This window comes from Kocuria arenosa, from assembly GCF_042879215.1.
Classification (GTDB): domain Bacteria; phylum Actinomycetota; class Actinomycetes; order Actinomycetales; family Micrococcaceae; genus Kocuria; species Kocuria arenosa.
In genome coordinates, this window is the sequence record NZ_JBHZTA010000016.1 from 1 (window position 1) to 17,988 (window position 17,988).

15 protein-coding genes are annotated in these 17,988 nt (G+C 72.4%); 6 read left to right on the forward strand and 9 right to left on the reverse strand.

What is annotated here, in order from left to right; translation table 11 throughout:
* Positions 1-313 precede the first annotated feature (313 nt).
* The 3 genes from ACFYE3_RS17685 (at position 314) to ACFYE3_RS17695 (ending at position 5,046) form a co-directional block, all read left to right on the forward strand.
* Entirely contained in the window at positions 314-2,032 is a 1,719-nt protein-coding gene (locus ACFYE3_RS17685; RefSeq protein WP_387611374.1) for a glycoside hydrolase family 13 protein, read from the forward strand.
* Positions 2,033-2,039: 7 nt separating this feature from the next.
* Positions 2,040-3,053: a LacI family DNA-binding transcriptional regulator gene (locus ACFYE3_RS17690; RefSeq protein ID WP_387611377.1), complete on the forward strand. Its 1,014-nt coding sequence runs from the start codon at positions 2,040-2,042 to the stop codon at positions 3,051-3,053.
* Positions 3,054-3,168: 115 nt separating this feature from the next.
* Positions 3,169-5,046 (forward strand): glycoside hydrolase family 13 protein, encoded by a 1,878-nt coding sequence (locus tag ACFYE3_RS17695; RefSeq protein ID WP_387611379.1) that lies wholly within the window; start codon positions 3,169-3,171, stop codon positions 5,044-5,046.
* Between the two features lie 135 nt (positions 5,047-5,181).
* Here ACFYE3_RS17695 and ACFYE3_RS17700 read toward each other — a convergent pair whose 3' ends face one another.
* The 5 genes from ACFYE3_RS17700 to ACFYE3_RS17720 all read right to left on the reverse strand — a co-directional run bounded on the left by ACFYE3_RS17700 (position 5,182) and on the right by ACFYE3_RS17720 (position 10,706).
* Positions 5,182-6,744, reverse strand: a complete 1,563-nt coding sequence (locus ACFYE3_RS17700; protein WP_387611381.1) for a molybdopterin-dependent oxidoreductase — start codon at positions 6,742-6,744, stop codon at positions 5,182-5,184.
* Positions 6,745-6,757: 13 nt separating this feature from the next.
* On the reverse strand, positions 6,758-7,792 hold the full coding sequence (locus ACFYE3_RS17705) for an ArsA family ATPase (protein ID WP_387611383.1): 1,035 nt from the start codon (positions 7,790-7,792) through the stop codon (positions 6,758-6,760).
* The gene (locus ACFYE3_RS17710; RefSeq protein WP_368833510.1) at positions 7,783-8,058 is read right to left on the reverse strand and encodes a cory-CC-star protein; all 276 of its coding nucleotides are present in this window, start codon (positions 8,056-8,058) and stop codon (positions 7,783-7,785) included. Before ACFYE3_RS17710 ends, ACFYE3_RS17705 begins: the two co-directional genes overlap by 10 nt.
* 4 nt (positions 8,059-8,062) lie before the next feature.
* Positions 8,063-9,769, reverse strand: coding sequence for a carbon starvation CstA family protein (locus ACFYE3_RS17715; RefSeq protein WP_387611386.1), 1,707 nt, complete (start codon positions 9,767-9,769; stop codon positions 8,063-8,065).
* Between the two features lie 154 nt (positions 9,770-9,923).
* On the reverse strand, positions 9,924-10,706 hold the full coding sequence (locus ACFYE3_RS17720; protein WP_387611389.1) for a VOC family protein: 783 nt from the start codon (positions 10,704-10,706) through the stop codon (positions 9,924-9,926).
* 238 nt (positions 10,707-10,944) lie between these two features.
* Between ACFYE3_RS17720 and ACFYE3_RS17725 the strand changes: the two genes are divergently transcribed.
* Positions 10,945-11,466 (forward strand): glutathione peroxidase, encoded by a 522-nt coding sequence (locus tag ACFYE3_RS17725; protein ID WP_387611392.1) that lies wholly within the window; start codon positions 10,945-10,947, stop codon positions 11,464-11,466.
* 6 nt (positions 11,467-11,472) lie between these two features.
* On the opposite strand, the gene rocD is transcribed toward ACFYE3_RS17725, so the two are convergent.
* Positions 11,473-12,738 carry an ornithine--oxo-acid transaminase gene (gene rocD, locus ACFYE3_RS17730; RefSeq protein ID WP_387611395.1) on the reverse strand — a complete coding sequence of 422 codons (1,266 nt, stop codon included), beginning with the start codon at positions 12,736-12,738 and terminating at the stop codon, positions 11,473-11,475.
* Between the two features lie 159 nt (positions 12,739-12,897).
* On the opposite strand from rocD, the gene ACFYE3_RS17735 reads away from it, so the two are divergent.
* On the forward strand, positions 12,898-13,764 hold the full coding sequence (locus ACFYE3_RS17735) for an alpha/beta fold hydrolase (protein ID WP_387611398.1): 867 nt from the start codon (positions 12,898-12,900) through the stop codon (positions 13,762-13,764).
* A 214-nt stretch (positions 13,765-13,978) separates the two neighbouring features.
* Positions 13,979-14,113 carry a hypothetical protein gene (locus ACFYE3_RS17740; protein WP_387611399.1) on the forward strand — a complete coding sequence of 45 codons (135 nt, stop codon included), beginning with the start codon at positions 13,979-13,981 and terminating at the stop codon, positions 14,111-14,113.
* Here the strand turns inward: ACFYE3_RS17740 and ACFYE3_RS17745 are convergent.
* The 3 genes from ACFYE3_RS17745 to mmsA all read right to left on the reverse strand — a co-directional run bounded on the left by ACFYE3_RS17745 (position 14,110) and on the right by mmsA (position 17,939).
* Positions 14,110-15,156: an aldose epimerase family protein gene (locus tag ACFYE3_RS17745; protein WP_387611401.1), complete on the reverse strand. Its 1,047-nt coding sequence runs from the start codon at positions 15,154-15,156 to the stop codon at positions 14,110-14,112. The genes ACFYE3_RS17740 and ACFYE3_RS17745 overlap by 4 nt on opposite strands.
* Positions 15,153-16,316, reverse strand: coding sequence for a multiple monosaccharide ABC transporter permease (gene mmsB / locus ACFYE3_RS17750; protein ID WP_368833537.1), 1,164 nt, complete (start codon positions 16,314-16,316; stop codon positions 15,153-15,155). The genes ACFYE3_RS17745 and mmsB overlap by 4 nt, the downstream gene beginning before the upstream one ends.
* A 93-nt stretch (positions 16,317-16,409) precedes the next feature.
* On the reverse strand, positions 16,410-17,939 hold the full coding sequence (gene mmsA / locus ACFYE3_RS17755; protein ID WP_387611403.1) for a multiple monosaccharide ABC transporter ATP-binding protein: 1,530 nt from the start codon (positions 17,937-17,939) through the stop codon (positions 16,410-16,412).
* Positions 17,940-17,988: the final 49 nt, after the last annotated feature.

Genomic DNA, 17,988 nt, shown 5'->3' on the forward strand with positions numbered 1-17,988 from the left:
AGGTTCAGGTCGGTCACCGAGGGCCGCTCGGCACCGGGGTACTGGCAGGTCACATTGGCGTAGCGCACGGAGGACACGGTGGGTGGTTCCTTTCAGGGTCCCGCGGACGTTCCTGCGCCGGTGGAGCTCGGGAGGGACGTGCCAGGCGGTCGGGACGGTCCGGCCGAGAGGGGCGCCCACCGGGAGGTGAGCTGGCTCACTACTGTAAGCGCTACCACTGAGTGTGTCCAGACCCTTTCGGTGCCCCCCTGGTAAAGGCACTATTTTGTGATAGCGCTTCCAGTTCGGGATGATCCGCCCTACGATGGAACGCATGTCCACGACCTACGGCGCCCTGCAGACCCTCCGCCTCACACCCGTCCACGACCGCGACCAGGAGCCGAAGTGGTGGCGGTCCTCGGTGATCTACCAGGTGTATCCCCGCTCGTTCCGGGACCTCGACGGGGACGGCGTCGGCGACCTCGCCGGCATCACCGCCGAGCTCGGACAGCTGGCGGAGCTGGACATCGACGCGATCTGGCTCTCGCCCTTCTATCCCTCCCCGCAGCTCGACGGCGGCTACGACGTGAGCGACTACTGCGACGTCGACCCCGCCTTCGGCACCCTGACGGACTTCGACGCGCTCGTGCAGGCCGCCGACGCGCTGTCCGTCAGGGTGATCATCGACCTGGTGCCCAACCACTGCTCGCAGGAGCACGCCCTGTTCCGGCAGGCCCTCGCGGCGGGTCCCGGCGCCCCGGAGCGCGACCTGTTCGTCTTCCGGGACGGCCGCGGCGAGTCCGGGCAGCTGCCCCCCAACAACTGGCAGTCCCACTTCGGGGGATCGGCCTGGACCCGGGTGACCGAGGCCGACGGACATGCCGGCCAGTGGTACCTGCACCTGTTCGACTCGTCGCAGCCCGACTTCAACTGGGACAACGAGCTGGTCCGCCAGGAGTTCGAGCGGGTGCTGCGCTTCTGGCTGGATCGCGGCGTCGCCGGCTTCCGGGTGGACGTGGCGCACGCGCTCATCAAGGCGGAGGGCCTCCCCGACTGGGACGGGCGGGCCGACGGAGGCAGCATCCCGGACTACCCGTTCACCGACGCCCCGATGTTCGGGCAGCCGCAGATCCACGACATCTACCGGCGCTGGCGCGAGGTGCTCGCGGAGTACGACGGCGAGCGGATCCTCTGCGCCGAGGCGAGCGTGGACCCGCTGGACCGCTTGGCCGACTGGGTGCGCCCCGACCAGATGCACCAGACGTTCAACTTCTCCTACCTGGCGGCGCCGTGGGACGCCGCGGAGCTGCGCCGGATCATCACCTCCTCCCTCGAGGCGTTCGACGCGGTCGGGGCCCCCACCACCTGGGTGCTGTCCAACCACGACGTCGTGCGGCACACGACCCGCCTGGCGCTGACCGAGGACTCCCCGCGCCCGGGCGACGGCCGCGGGCCCGAGGACGAGCAGCCGGACCACGTGCTGGGCACGCGGCGGGCGCGCGCCGCCTCCCTGCTCATGCTCGGCCTGCCGGGCGGCGTGTACCTGTACCAGGGGGAGGAGCTGGGCCTGCCGGACCACACGACCCTCCCCCACGACGTCCGCCAGGACCCCACCTACCACCGAACCGCCGGGGACCGGCTCGGCCGCGACGGCTGCCGGGTGCCGCTGCCCTGGACCCGCACCGGGGCGTCCCTGGGATACAGCGCCACGGGCGAGGCCTGGCTCCCTCAGCCCGCGGGCTGGGCGGAGCTCTCGCGCGAGGCGCAGCGCCAGGACCCGGCGTCCACGCTGTCCCTCTACCGCGCCGCGCTGGCGCTGCGGCGGGAGCACGGGCTCGGCTCGGGCTCGCTCGCGTGGGCGGAGGACCTCACCGGTCAGGGCTGCCTCGGCCTCGTCAACAACGACGTCCTGGTGCTGCTGAACACGGGCCCCACCCCGGTCGAGCTGCCGGACCTGCCGGTCCTGCTCCGCAGTGGGCCCCCCACCTCCATGCCGCATATCCTGAACCCGGAGGAGTGCGCATGGCTGCAGATGGAGGAGGACTCGAGGTGACACGGAGGTGAACCCGCCCCGGCTCCAGGACGTCGCCGCGCGGGCGGGCGTGTCCACCGCGACCGTCTCCCGGGCGCTCAGCGGCAAGGGGCCAGTGTCCCCCCGCGCCCGGGCGCGGGTGCAGCAGGCGGCGCAGGAGCTGGGTTTCGTCGTGTCCTACCACGCCTCGAGCCTGGCGAGCGGCCGGAGCCGCAACATCGGGGTGGTCCTCCCCCACGTCGACCGGTGGTACTTCTCCACCGTCCTCGAGGGAGTGGCCGGCGCGCTCATGGAGGCCGGGTACGACCTGACCCTCTACAACTTCGAGGGGGACCGCTACCGGGAGAGCGTCCTGACCGACTTCCTGCTGCGCAAGCGGCTGGACGCGGCCGTGGCGGTGTCCCTGCACCTGGACCCGGCGGAGACCGAGCAGCTGTTCTCCGCCGGCATCCCTCTCGTCGGGGTCGGGGGCCCCCTGGTGGGCGCGCCCACCATCAGCATCGACGACCTCGACGTCGGGCGCCGCGCGACGCAGCACCTCATCGGGCTGGGCCACCGAAGGATCGCGCACCTCGGCGGAGCCGAGGAGGGCAGGCGCTACTTCCCCATGTCCAGCGACCGCCGGGACGGCTGGGAACAGGCCATGGCGGACGCCGGGCTGGCCGTCGAACCCGCGTGGTCGCTCATCGCGGACTACACGTTCACCGACGCGTACCAGCAGGCCAAGAACCTCCTGGCGGACCCCGCCGACCGCCCGACCGCCCTCTTCGCCTCGTCCGACGAGATGGCGGCCGGAACGATCCTGGCGGCGCGGGACCTCGGGCTCACCGTGCCCGGGGACCTGTCCGTCATCGGCGTCGACGCCCATCCCATCGGGGAGGCCTTCGGCCTGACGACCCTGGACCAGCACGCCCGGAAGCAGGGCACCCGCGCTGTCGAGCGGCTCCTCGAGCACCTCGCCGGAGGGAGCCGCGAACCGTCGAACGAGCTCTTCCCGGCCCACTTCGTCGTCCGCTCCTCCACCGGCCCGGCCCCGGCCTGAGCTGCTCCGGCGGCCGTCACGGCCACCCGTTCCCCGGCCCGGCGCCGGCCGCTGCGCCCCGCCCACCGGAACCCCTCACGCCCCTCACACCTCGAGACCCCAGGAGAGTGCACGGATGACCACCGGACGGCCGACCACCAGGACGAGGACCGACTGCGGAGGAGCCGCGACGAGCCGGCTCTGGGACCAGCCCCACCACGACGGGTCGGCGATGTACGTGTCGAACCCCTTTCCGGAGCTGGGCGAGACCGTCACGATGTTCCTGCGTGTCCCCCGGGCCAGCGGAGTCACCCAGGCCCTGCTGCGGGTGTGCATCGACGGGGAACAGGCCCTGATCGGGACGAGAGCGGACCGCCAGGACGACCACGAGTTCTGGTTGCGGGCCGACGTCCGGGTGGAGAACCCGGTGGTGAACTACCGCTGGCTGCTCGACGGGGGCCCTGGCGCCTACCAGTGGCTCAACGGAACAGGTCTGCACACCCGTGATGTCACCGATGCTTCCGACTTCCGCATCACCACGCACGCCCCGCCCCCCGGGTGGGCGGGTGACGCGGTCCTGTACCAGATCTTTCCCGACCGGTTCGCGAAGTCCACCGACCGGCCGGCTCCCGAGTGGGCGATCGCCGAGGAGTGGGACAGCGAGGTCATCGGCCGCGGGCCGGAGACGTCCTACCAGTACTACGGCGGGGACCTCGACGGGATCGTCGCCCATCTGGACCACATCGCCTCCCTCGGTGCGAACACGATCTATCTCACTCCCACGTTCCCTGCGCGGTCCAACCACCGCTATGACGCGTCCAGCTTCGACCACGTCGATCCGCTGCTCGGCGGGGACGCCGCCCTGAGCCGCCTGTCGGACGCCGTGCATGCCCGGGGCATGCATCTGCTCGGGGACCTCACGACGAACCACTGCGGCGACGCCCACGAGTGGTTCAGGACCGCGGTCGACGACCCGCACAGCCCGGAAGCCGGCTTCTTCCTCTTCACCGGACATCCCGACGAGTACGTGTGCTGGTTCGGGCACGCGTCGCTTCCCAAGTTCGACCACAGCAATCCCGAACTGCGGCGGCGCCTCTACGAAGGCCCGGACTCCGTGGTGGCCCGCTGGCTGGGACCGCACGCCCTGGACGGATGGCGCATCGACGTCGCCAACATGACGGGACGACACGGAGCCACCGACCTCAACCACACGGTCTCGACCACGCTGCGCAGGACGATGGCCGAGGCCGATCCGGAGTCCCTGCTGCTGGCCGAGCACAGCCATGACGCGTCCCAGGACCTGCAGGTCGATGGCTGGCACGGCGTCATGAACTACGCCGGATTCACCCGCCCCGTGTGGCAGTGGTTGAAGCCGGCCTCCCCCGTGCCGTTCGAGCCGGGACCTTTCACGGCCGTTCCGCGACTTCCGGGAGCGGACGTGGTCGGATCGATGCGCGACTTCGCCGCTGCCGCCCCGTGGCGGGCCACCGCACACGCCCTCAACCTGGTCGGCTCCCACGACACCGTGCGGATCAGCACCATGCTCGACGACCGGCGGCTGGTGACCGTGGCGTTCGGCCTGCTGGCCACCATGCCCGGCATCCCCATGCTCTGGGCAGGGGACGAGATCGGACAGGAGGGCGTGAACGGCGAGGACGGTCGCCGCCCCTTCACCTGGGACGACACCAGCGGATGGGACCACGAGCGGCTCGCCACCACACGAGCTCTTCTCGGCGCACGCCACTGGTCCGTGGCCCTCCGCCACGGTGGGCTGCGATGGCTCGCCGTCGGGGAGGACGCCTTCACCTTCCTGCGGGAGTCCCCCGGTGAGACCGTGCTCGTCCACGCCGCACGCGCCGGCCACACCCCTGTCCGGTTGCCGGCACGGATCGTCGGCACCCACCTCACCGGCCTGGCCGGCACCCCGGACCTGGACGCGGACACCGACGCCATGATCACCCTGCCCGGCGCTGGACCGGCGTTCTCCGTGTGGCGCTGCGCCTCGCTCGGCTGAACCCCACGGTCCCCGGCCCGTGCCGGGGCGAGACGTGCCTCCGGCGCGGGGCGCCCCCGGCGGCTTCGATCGGGTGGGCCCATCGGCCCGCAGAGGCGCGGCACCGCGGTGGCACGCCGCGGATCAGGCCACGAATCAGGCCACCGTGAAGGTCCGCTCGTGCCACCCGGAGGCGCCGTCCGGGGCTGGCGGGGCCTGGTCGGCGGTCTGGACGGTCCCGTCCCGGTCCACGGCCCGCACCCGCGCGGTGTGCCGGCCGCTCGGGAGCCCGGTGCGCAGCACCCACTGCCGCCAGGTGTCGTCCGTGCCCACGGAGCCCAGCTCGGCGTCCTGCCACGGCCCCTCGTCCACGCTGACCTGCACGGCGGCGATCCCGGTGTGCTGGGCCCAGGCCGTGCCGGCGAGGACTACGGGGTCCGTCTCCGTGCGCCCGCCCTCGGCCGGCACCTCGATGCGCGAGGACATCTTGATCGGCCCGCGGGCCGTCCAGCCGCGCGAGGTCCAGTACGCCTCCGCCCGGTCGAAGCGGGTGACCTCGAGGTCCACGACCCACTTGGTGGCCGAGACGTAGCCGTAGAGCCCGGGCACCACCATCCGCACGGGGTAGCCGTGCTCGAACGGCAGCGGCTCCCCGTTCATGGTCACCGCGAGCAGGGAGTCCCGGCCGGGGTCGGTCAGCGCCTCGAGCGGGGTGCTCGCCGTGAACCCGTCCTCGGAGGTCGAGAGCACCATGTCCGCCTCGGCGGAGGGTCCGGCCTCGGCGAGCAGCTCCCGGATCGGCACGCCGGTCCACACCGCGTTGCCCACGAGGTCACCGCCCACGGGGTTGGACACGCACGCCAGCGTCACGATCCGCTCGACCAGCGGCCGGGCGGTGAGGTCGTCGAAGCCCAGGGTCAGCTCACGCTCCACCATGCCGTGGATCCGCAGCTCCCACGCCGCCACGTCGATGCGCGGCACGGACAGGGCCGTGTCGATGCGGTAGAAGTCGTCGGCGGGCGTGAGCCAGGGCTCCACGTCCGCCACGCCGAGGTCCGCCCCGGCAGGGACCGGGTCCCGGACGACCGGAGCGGGGATCCGGAGCAGGTCCCGGGCGGCGGGCACCCGGGCCGCCGCCGCGGACGCCCAGCGCCCCGCGACACCGGCGGCGGCGCCCAGCACGGCGGCGGCCGCGGAGAGCCGGAGCAAGCCGCGGCGGTCGAGTGCGGCCGCGGACCGCGCCGACGGCGCGGTCCGGCGGGTGAGCACCGACAGGAAGAGCGCCCCGGCCCCGGTGCCGACGACGACGGGGACCGTGTCCGCCACGGTCGGCCCCGCCCGCGTCAGCACCGCCAGCAGCCCGAGGAGCCCCAGCACGCCGAGCAGCACCACGCCCATCGGCGGGTTGGCGCGCTGGGCCGCCCCGATGCCCGCGCCGACCGCCACGAGCCCGGCGGCCATGACGAGCAGCAGCACGATCTTGTCCGCGGTGCCGAACAGGGCGATCGCCGCGTCCTTCACCGGGGCCGGGACCGCGTCCACGATCACCCCGCCCACCGCCGTGAGCGGCGCGCCGAACGGCCCGGTCACCCAGGCCAGCAGCTCGGCCAGGCCGACGGCGAGAGCGGTCGCGGCGACACCGGCGAGGATCCACGGGCCGAGGTCGGCGGGGGTCCGTCGTCGTCGCCCGGTGTCCGGGCGGTGCGCGGTGGAGGTCATGCGCGTCAGCGTGTCATGTGGCCCTGAGATCCGCCTGGGCGAGCGCGTCCCCGAACCGCTCGAGCGCCTCCTGGCCCACGACGTCCCCCGGCAGCAGGGGGACCTGCAGCAGCGGGACGTCCGGGAGGGCGCCGCGCAGGGTGGCGACGTGCACCTCCTCCAGCGCCCGGCGCTCGGCGAGGAAGTCCCCGGCGTCCGCCGGGGAGCGCTTGTTGATCACGAGGGCTCCCACGTGCACGCCGGCGCGGACCAGCTGCTCGTGCAGCTCGACGGTCTCGAGGACGGGCAGCCGCTCGGCCGCGAGGACGATGACGAAGCTGCAGCGCTCGGCGTCGACCAGGACCTCGCGCAGCGCCTCGAAGCGCTCGCGGCGGCGCAGCAGGATCCGCCGGATCTCGAGGTCCCGCTCCTCGCGGGGGTCCCGGGGCCGCCCGGTGCCCACGATGCTCTCGCTCGCGGCGTCCCGGTCCTCGAGGCCCCGCAGGGCGGCGCCGAACTTCTCGGCCTTCCCGCGCCGGCGCAGCAGCCCCTCGGTCCAGGCGGACATGATCTCGGGCAGCGCCATGAGCCGGGCGGTGTGCCCGGACGGTGCGGTGTCGAAGACGATGAGGTCGTAGTCGTCCAGACCCGTGTCCACGAGCTCCGCGATCCGTTCGAGCACCGCCGACTCGTGGGTGCCGGGCGAGTCGCGGGCGAGCTCCATGTGCTTGTCGACCTCGGCGGCGAGGTGCTCGGGCATGAGCCGGCGGATGGTGGCGCCCACGGCGGCGAGGTGGGCGTCGGTCGTGGCGACCGGGTCCACCTCGATGCCGTCGAGGCGGCCGGCTCCGGGGCCGTCCAGGTTCCGGGCCAGCGGGGTGATCCGGTCCCCCACCGGGCGCTCCCACAGGTGCCCGAGGTTGTGGGCGGGGTCGGTCGAGACGACGAGCACCCGGCGGCCCGCACGGGCCTGGGCGAGGGCGGTGGCGGAGGCGACGGCGGTCTTGCCGACGCCGCCCTTGCCGCCGACGAACAGGACCCGGCGGGCGGCGGCGAGCTCTAGCAGCATGAGATGTGCTCCAGGGGCGAGCGCTCCATGCCCATCCGCCGGTGCCAGTCGTGGAACCGGTCGTAGACCACGGGCAGCAGCTCCACGGTGTAGTAGCTGGCGGGATTGGGCACGCCCAGCGCCTCCGAGAGGACCAGCATCATGAACAGGTCCTCCTCGTCGCGCTGGGCGCGGGCGAAGGTGCGCCGGTAGGGGGCCACGTAGAACTCGTGCAGGCCCGCACCGAGGCGGGCCTGCACGGAGCGCAGCCGGTCCAGGACGCTCACCGGCTCACAGCCCGCGGACCTCCCCGGCCGAGGTGCTGACGGTCTCCTCGTCGAGCTCGGGCGGGTTCTTCCGGGCCGCGTTCATCGCGGTCGCGGACTCGACGATGACCCACAGGGCAGCGATCAGGATGATCACGTCGAGGACGAGCAGGAACCAGTTCTCGGCGGCCCAGAACTGTCCCAGCTGGACGATCAGCGCGTAGACGGACATCAGGAGCAGGAACACCAGGGGCACCAGCACCGGCAGCACCGGGCGGCCCTTCCGCAGCAGGATCACCGCGATCATCGACAGCGTCAGGCCGGCCAGCAGCTGGTTGGAGGTGCCGAACAGCGGCCAGATGAGCATGCCGCCCGAGCCGTCCGCCCCGGCGCTGAAGGTCAGCCCCATGGCCACCACGAGGACGATGACGGTGGAGAGCACCTTGCCGATGTTGACGCCCACGATGTGGCCGGCCTCCTGCACCACGAAGCGCTGCAGGCGGATGCCGGTGTCCATGGTGGTGGCCGCGAAGAGCACGGCCATGGTCGCGAGGATGGTCGCGCTCAGCGACGGCGGGATCCCCAGGCCGGTGTTGACCACCGAGGCGCCGCCCTGGACGAACGCGGCCACGCCGCCCTGGCCGAACGCCGTGTACACGGCCTCCCAGTCGGCGATGGTCCGGAAGCCGGCGGTCGTGGCGATGATCGCGCCGAGCGCCAGGAGGCCCTCGCCGACGGCGCCGAAGTAGCCGACGAAGCGCGCGTCCGGCTCCTTGTCCAGCTGCTTGGAGGACGTGCCCGAGGCCACGATGCCGTGGAACCCGGAGATCGCACCGCAGGCGATGGTCACGAACAGCAGCGGCACCAGGCTGGGCGTGCCCTCGGGCACGGAGTTGTTGAACGCCGGGGCGACGACGGTCGGGGCGGAGATCAGCACGGCGCCGTAGAGGATGCCCAGGGCGATGAACAGCTGGAGGCCGTTGATGTAGTCACGGGGCTGCAGCAGCATCCACACGGGCAGCACCGAGGCCACGCCGGCGTAGAGGAACAGGATTACGATCCAGAACGCGTTGGCCGGCAGGCCCAAAACCGTCTCCGGCAGGACCACCGGGAAGCGGTCGCCGATCAGGATGAGGGCGTAGAGCGCCACGACGCCGACCACGGAGACGACGGCGAGGTTCCACTTGTAGCGGTAGACCGCCTGGCCGATGAGCAGGGCGACGACGATGGCGCCCCACGTGGGGATCACCGAGGTGGGCGTGCCGACCAGCAGGTTGGAGATCACCACGGCGAACGCGGCGTTGACCATCAGCAGCACGAGGAAGATCACGACCAGGAACAGGTTCCGGCCGCGGTGGCCGATGTACTTCCCGGACAGCGACCCGATGGACTTGCCCTGGTGCCGGTTGGAGGCCCACAGGGCGCCGAGGTCGTGGACGCCGGCGAAGAAGACGGTGCCGAGGGTCACCCAGAGGAACGCGGGGAGCCAGCCCCAGATGACGGCGATCGCGGGCCCCACGATGGGCGCCGCCCCGGCCACGGAGGTGAAGTGGTGGCCCCACAGCACGTACTTGTTGGTGGGCACGTAGTCCACGCCGTCCCCCAGCTCGTGGGCGGGGGTGACGAAGGAGTCCTGGAGCTTGTAGATCCGGCGGGCCACGAACTTCGAGTACAGGATGTACCCGAGGATCATCATGGCCACACCGACGACGGCGAGGACGATGGAGTTCATGTCGCTCCGATCTCTGGGGAGGTGGCGGTGGACGTTTGCTGGGTCACCATGCTACCGCCGAGTGACACCGGTCACCGCGTGCCTCCGAGCACCCGGGGGGGCGCGTCCCAGGGATGATGCGGACTGCGTGCCCGCGGACCACGTGGTCCGCGGGCTACGTGGCCGCGGGCGTCATCATCGCGAAGGACTCGCGGTCCGGGCCGGCCACGACCGCCAGCCGCCCGTACTCGAAGTCGAACGGGTCCTCCACGACCGAGCCGCCGGCGTCGCGCACGCGCTGGACGGCGGCGTCGACGTCGTCGACCTGGAAGCAGACCGACCAGACCGCGGGCGCGTTCTCCGCCGCGGGGTCGGTCCCGCCGATGCCGCCGGCCGGGCGCTCCCCGTGCGGCACCGTGAACGTGGCGTAGGAGACGCCGTCCTCGCCGATGTCCTCGTAGTGGTAGCCGAACACCTGGGCGTAGAAGTCGCGGGCGGTGTGGTGGTCCGGGGTCGTGAGGTCGCACCAGGCGACGCTGCCGGGCACGTCGAACACGGCGAAGCCGATGTGCTCCCCGGCCTGCCACATCCCGAAGGACGCCCCGGTGGGATCCTGCCAGACCCCCATCCGGCCGAACCCGCCCACCTCCACCGGCTCCATCAGCTGCGTCCCGCCGGCGGCGAGGACCCGCTCGGCGCAGCGGTCGATCCGGTCCGAGGCCAGGTAGACCTGCCACACGTGCGGGACGCCCGTCAGGTCCGGGGCCGCCGGGGAGAGCCCGGCCACGGGTCTCCCACCGACCAGGGCGTTGCGGTACCCGCCGTGCTCCGGCCGCGGCTCGCCGTACTCCCAGCCGAGCACCTCCCGGTAGAACTGCTGCGTGCGGTCCGGATCGGACGCGGTCAGATCGGCCCAGCAGGGCGTTCCGGCGGGCCACGCTTCGTTGCGCTGTGTCATGACGGGCTCCTTCCGACACGGCCAGGGTACGCCGCGCCCCCGCGGCCCGCAGGACCCGCCCGGGGGATCGTTACCCACCTGCACCCGCACCCCGTCCCCTCGGCGAGGTCGCAGCCGGCGGCCACGGCGCACGAGGGCGTGGCCGTGGTCCGCAACCTCGGCGCTCTCGCGGGCGGGCTCGGGGCTCCAGCGGCAGAATGGGAGCAGACCACCGTCCTCGACCGCCCCGGAGGCTCCCATGACCACGCTGCACGACTTCACCGCCACGACCCTGGACGGGCGCGAGCAGCCGCTGTCCGAGTACGCCGGGAAGGTGGTGCTCGTGGTCAACACCGCGAGCGAGTGCGGGTTCACGCCGCAGTACGAGGGCCTGGAGCAGCTGTGGCGGGACTTCAAGCAGGACGGCCTCGTGGTCCTGGGCTTCCCCTGCAACCAGTTCGGGCACCAGGAGCCGGGCAGCGAGGAGGAGATCGCAGACTTCTGCAGCCGCAACTACGGCGTCACGTTCCCGATGTTCGAGAAGGTCGACGTCAACGGCCCCGACGCCCATCCGTTGTGGTCGTGGCTGCGCGAGGAGCGGGGCGGGATCATGGGCGACGCCATCAAGTGGAACTTCACCAAGTTCCTCGTGGGCCGGGACGGACGGGTGATCCGCCGCTTCGCCCCGAAGACCTCGCCGGCGCAGCTCGCCGGCAGCATCGAGTCGGCGCTGGCCCACGGGGAGCAGCCCGCCGGGGAGGATCCCGCCGGGGTGAGCTGAGGCGGGTCAGCGGCGCGCCATCTCCCGCAGCACGTCCCCGAGGGCGGCGAGGCCCCGCTCCAGCTCCCGGTCGGTGATCACCAGCGGCGGGCTCAGCCGGATGGTGGAGCCGTGGGTGTCCTTGGCGAGGACACCGTGGGCCACCAGCCGCTCGCAGCACTTCCGGCCGGTGCCGAGCCGCGGATCGATGTCGATCCCGGCCCACAGCCCCCGCCCCCGCACCTCGGTCAGGCCCAGCGGCGCCAGCTCGGCCAGCCCGGCGTGCAGCTTCTCCCCCATGACCCGCGCCCGCTCCTGGGGCTCCCCGGTGGCCAGAAGGGCGACGACGGCGCGGCCGACGGCGCCGGCCAGCGGATTGCCGCCGAACGTGCTGCCGTGCTGGCCGGGCCGCAGCACCGACAGGACGTCGGCACGGCCCACCACCGCGGACACGGGCAGGACTCCCCCGCCCAGGGCCTTGCCCAGCAGGTAGAGGTCCGCCTCGACGCCCTCGTGCTCGCACGCCAGGGTCCGGCCGGTGCGGCCGAGCCCGGACTGGACCTCGTCCGCGACGAGCAGGACGTCGCGCTCGGCCGTGCACCGCCGTACGCCCTGCAGGTACCCCGGGGGCGGCACGATCACGCCGGCCTCGCCCTGGATCGGCTCCAGCAGCACGGCGACCGTGTCCTCGGTGACGGCCGCCTCGAGCGCGGCGAGGTCCCCGAACGGGACGGTCACGAAGCCCGGCGTGTAGGGGCCGTAGTTGCGGTGCGCCTCGTCGTCGTCGGAGAAGCTGATGACCGTGGTGGTGCGGCCGTGGAAGTTGCCCGCCGCCACGACGATCTGCGCCCGGTCCGGGGCCACCCCCTTGCGCTCGTAGCCCCACTTGCGGGCGACCTTGATCGCCGACTCCACGGCCTCGGCGCCGGTGTTCATCGGCAGCATCATGTCCTGGCCGAGCAGGGCGCACAGGTCCCGGGCGAAGGGGCCGAGCTGGTCGTTGTGGACCGCGCGGCTGGTCAGCGTCACGCGCTCCAGCTGGGTCCGGGCCGCCTCGAGGACCGCCGGGTGGCCGTGGCCGAAGTTCAGCGCCGAGTAGCCGGCGAGGAAGTCGAGGTACTCCCGGCCCTCCACGTCCGTGACGGTCGTGCCCCGGGCCCGGGCCACCACCACGTCCAGCGGGGAGTACGTGCGGGCGGTGTACCGCTCGGCGGTCTCCACGAGCTCCCGCGAGCTCGCGTCGTGACCGGCCGTGGCCGCGGGGTCGACGAACTGCGTCGGGGCGTGGTTCATGGGGGTTTCTCCCGGTTCCTCGCTGGTGTTGTCTGGAGCATGTACGGTCCAGCCCATCACGTACAACACCGCGGGCCCCGCATTCCAGTCCCGGCCCCGCGCCGCGCGGCCCGCCCCCGCCTCTGTCCCCGCCCCTGTCCCCGATCCGCAGGAGGAACCGTGTTTCCCGACTTCACCGCCCACGACGTCCCCGTGGCCGACGGCACGATCCACGCCCGCACGGGCGGCGACGGCCCGCCCGTGCTCCTGCTGCACGGCTTCCCGCAGACCCACGCCATGTGGCACCTCCTGGCCCCCGTGCTGGCCGAGGAGTTCACCGTGGTCGTGGCCGACCTGCGCGGCTACGGCCGCTCGCGCACGAGCAGCGAGGACTACACCTTCCGGGCGATGGCCGCCGACCAGGTGCAGCTCATGCGGGCGCTGGGCCACGACCGGTTCTCCGTCGTCGGGCACGACCGCGGCGCCCGCACCGCCCACCGGATGGCCCTCGACGCCCCGGGCGCGGTGGCGTCCGTGGCCCTGCTGGACATCCTGCCGACGCTGGAGGTGTGGCGGTCGATGGACGCGTGGTTGGTCCAGCGGTACTACCACTGGGCGTTCCTCGCCCAGGGCGAGGGGCTGCCGCAGACGCTGATCGGCCACGACCCCGTGTACTTCGTGCGCCGGACGCTCCAGGGGCTCAGCGGCACGCAGGTCCCGTTCGACCCGGCCGCGCTCGCCGCCTACGAGGACGCGGCCCGGGATCCCGCCGTGGTCGACGCCTGGTGCCGCGACTACCGCGCGGCGGCCGGCCCCGACGTGGAGATCGACGAGGCGGACGAGCACGAGCGGCGGGACCTGCCCGCTCTCGTCCTGTGGGGCTCGCGGGGACGGGTCGGCGCACGGGAGGACCCGCTCGCGCTGTGGCGGCGGCAGTTCCCGCAGGCCATGGGGCACGCCCTGGACGCCGGCCACTTCCTCGCCGAGGAGCGGCCCGAGGAGGTCGCCGCGGCGGTCCTGGCGCACCTGCGCGCGGTCCGGCCGTAGCCGCGGCCCGGCACCGGAGGGGCGGTGCGCCTGCTCGGGCTGTGCTGTCTGGGCAATGTCCTGGGCGGGCTGCTCGTGGCCGTGGCGCTGCGCTTCAGCACGATCACGGACGGCCCCGCCCCCGCGCCCGCTGACCCGGGGAGCCTTCCGGTGTGCTCGCTCTCGGCCGAAAACTCTTCAGCTCACTTACCTTTTGCGGGAAGAGCCCGTAGCGTTGACCGAGCACGTCATCCGGGCACCACAGCACAGAAGGAGCATCAGCATGCGAAAGATCCTCTTCATGGTCGGCACCGCGCTCTTCAGCCGTGTCATGGCCAAGCGTCGCGAGAAGAAGGCCGGCGGCCGCTAGTACCGGAAGCGCCACTCCGTGCGGGAGCGGTAGGTCTCGCCCGGCCGCAGCACCGGGTCGGAGAGCTCCGGCCGGTTCGGCGAGTCCGGGTGGCGCTGGGGCTCCAGGGCGAGGCCCGCGCCCCGCGGATAGCCCCGCCCGCCGGGGCCGGTGATGGCGCCGTCGAGCGCGTTGCCGGTGTAGACCTGCAGGGCCGGCTGGTCGGTCCACAGCTCCACGGAGCGCCCGCCGGCCGGGTGCTCCAGCCGGGCGGCGGCGCGCAGCCCGGTGCCGCGCAGGTGGAAGGAGTGGTCGATCCCGCCCACGGCCGCGACGTGCGGGTGCTCCGAGCGCATCCGCTCCCCCAGCCGCCCCGGAGTGGTGAGGTCCAGCGGGGTGCCGGCGACCGGGGCCAGGCCGCCGGTGGGCAGCCCGTCCCGGCCGACGGGCAGGTAGTGGTCGGCGGCGACCGTGAGCAGGTGGTCCTCGACCGTCCCCGCTCCCTCGCCGGCGAGGTTGAGGTAGGCGTGGCCGGCGAGGTTGACCACGGTGGGGGCGTCGGTGCGGGCCTCCAGGTCCAGGGCGACGGTGCGGCCGTTCACGGTGTAGGTGGCGCGCACGGTGAGCTCTCCGGGAAAGCCCTGGTCCCCGGCCGGGCTGACCAGCTCCAGCACCAGCCGGTCGCGGCCCGCGGAGACCGTCCGCCAGAGCCGGCGGTGGAAGCCGTCGGGGCCTCCGTGCAGGGTGTTGCCGCCCTCGTTGGCCGCCAGCTGCACGAGCTCCCCGTCGAGGGGGAAGCGGGCGCCGGCGATCCGGTTGGCGTACCGGCCGACCACCGCCCCGAGGAAGGCCTCCGGGGCCGCTGCGCAGGCGGCGGCGTCCGGGTGGCCCAGCACTACGTTGGTGCCCGGGCCCCCGGCCCGGTCGGGCAGGTGCAGGGCCTGGACCGTGGCGCCGAGGTCCAGGACCCGCAGCACCGGTCCGCCCGGGGCGGTCAGGGTGTGCACGGCGACCTCCCGCCCGCCGGGCAGCGTCCCGAAGGACCCCGGGGCGGGCGTGGTCATTTCAGGGCGTTCGAGGCGCGGCGCTTGTTGAACACGTCGAAGCCGACCGCCAGCAGCAGCACCAGGCCCTTGATGAACTGCTGGTAGTCGATCCCCACCCCCATGAGGGACATGCCGTTGTTGAGCACGCCCATGATGAGACCGCCGGTGATGGCGCCGATGATCGTGCCCACCCCGCCGGTCACGGCGGCGCCGCCGATGAAGGCCGCGGCGATCGCGTCCAGCTCGAACAGGCTTCCGGCGCCCGGACCGGCGGAGTTGAGCCGGCCGGTGAACACCAGGCCGGCGAGGGCGGCCAGCACGCCCATGTTGACGAACAGCAGGAAGTCGACGCGCTTGGTGTTCACGCCGGAGAGCTGCGCGGCCTGGAGGTTCCCGCCGCGGGCGTAGACGTGACGGCCGAACACCGTCCGGTTCATCACGGCACTGTAGGCGACCACCAGCACGCCGAGGACCACGAGCACGATCGGCGTGCCGCCGCGCGAGCTGGCCAGCAGGAAGGTGAGCGCGAGGATGACGACGACGCCGAAGACCAGGCGCGTGAGGAACCAGGCGCGCGGCTCGTCCTCGAGCTGGAGCTTGGCGCGGTTGGCCCGGCCCCGGAGCTGGCTGACCACGAGCAGCGCCGTGGCGATGAGGCCGATGCCCACCGTGGTCCAGTCCAGGATGTTGGTCGCCGGCGGGAACAGGCCCGGGAAGAGGGAGCCGCCGCCGAGCTGGCGGTACTCCTGCGGGAAGCCGGTGATCCGCTGGTTCTCGAGCACGATCTGCGTCAGACCGCGGAAGACGAGCATGCCGGCGAGGGTGACGATGAACGCAGGGATCCCGATGTAGGCCACCCAGAAGCCCTGCCAGGCCCCGACGAGCGCGCCGACCGCGAGGGAGGCGACGAGGGCCACCCACCACGGCAGGCTCCAGTCCCGGATCATGATCCCGGACATGGCGCCCACGAACGCGGCCACCGAGCCGACCGAGAGGTCGATGTGCCCGGCCACGATGATCATGACCATGCCGATCGCCAGCAGCAGGATGTAGCTGTTCTGGACGATGATGTTGTAGACGTTGTCCGGCTGGAGCAGCGCCCCTCCGGTCAGGGCCTGGAACAGGGTCACGATCACCAGCAGGGCCAGGAAGATGCCGATCTGGCGGAGGCGGCTCATCAGGAACCGGCCGGCGCCGGCCACGGTGGAGTTCTTCTGGGGGCTTCTGCTGGCGAGGGCCCGCTCCTCGTCGGCGAGGGTGGAAACCATGGGTCAGTCCTTTTCCTTGGTCATGTGCTGCATGAGTCGTTCGGGGGTGGCCTCGGCGATGGGCAGGTCGGCGGTGATCCGGCCCTCGGCGAGCGTGTAGATCCGGTCGCAGATCCCCAGCAGCTCCGGCAGCTCGGAGGAGATCACCAGCACCGCCTTCCCCTGCGCGGCCAGCGCGTTGATGATCGTGTAGATCTCGTACTTCGCGCCCACGTCGATGCCGCGGGTCGGCTCGTCGAGGATGAGCACGTCGGGGTCGGCGAACATCCACTTGGACAGGACGACCTTCTGCTGGTTTCCGCCGGAGAGCTTGCCGGTGATCGAGGACACCGAGGGCGCCTTGATGTTCATGCTGGTCCGGTACTCCTGCGCCACCAGCGTCTCGCGCCCGCCGTCCACCCAGCCGGCGGACGTGAGCTTGCCCAGGGCCGCCGAGGAGATGTTCCGCTTGATGTCGTCGATGAGGTTGAGCCCGTAGCGCTTGCGGTCCTCCGTGGCGTACGCGATGCCGTGCCGGATCGCCTCGCTGACGGTCCGCGCCGTGATCTCCTGGCCGTTCTTGTACATCCGTCCGGTGATGTTGGCCCCGTAGCTGCGCCCGAAGATGCTCATGGCCAGCTCCGTGCGCCCGGCGCCCATGAGCCCGGCGATGCCCACGATCTCCCCCGCCCGCAGGCTCAGGTGCACCCCGTCCACGACCACCCGCGAGTGCTCCCGGGGGTGGTGCACGGTCCAGTCCTCGACCCGGAGCACCTCCGCGCCGATCTCGGGGACCCGGGCCGGGTACCGGTTGGTGAGCTCGCGGCCCACCATGCCCTTGATGATCCGGTCCTCGGTGACCGACCCGTCGTGCAGGCTGAGGGTCTCGATGGTCTGCCCGTCGCGCAGGATCGTCACGGAGTCGGCGATCGCCCGGATCTCGTTGAGCTTGTGGCTGATGATGATGCAGGTGATCCCGTCCTCGCGCAGCCCCCGGACGAGACCCAGCAGGTGCGCGGAGTCCTCGTCGTTGAGGGCCGCCGTGGGCTCGTCGAGGATGAGCAGCTTCACGTCCTTGGAGAGCGCCTTCGCGATCTCCACGAGCTGCTGCTTGCCCACCCCGATGTCCCCGGCGGGGACGCTCGGGTTCACGTCGAGGCCCACGCGCCGGAGCAGGTCGGCGGCCCTGGCGTTGGTCTCGTTCCAGTTGATGACCCCGCGGGTGGCGCGCTCGTTGCCGAGGAAGATGTTCTCCGCGACGGACAGGAACGGGGACAGCGCCAGCTCCTGGTGGATGATGACCACCCCGCTGCGCTCGCTGTCCTTGATGTCCCGGAAGGACACGGTCTGGCCCTCCAGGACGATGTCCCCCTCGTAGGTGCCGTGGGGGTACACGCCGGACAGCACCTTCATGAGGGTGGACTTGCCGGCGCCGTTCTCCCCGCAGATCGCGTGGACCTCGCCGGGGGCGACGGCCAGGGTGACGTCCTGCAGCGCCTTGACGCCGGGGAAGGACTTGCTGATCCGGCGCATCTCCAGAACGTGCTCGCTCATGCGGGCCTCCTCGTCTCGAGCTGGATGGTGGGGGGGGTGGAGCGGCCGG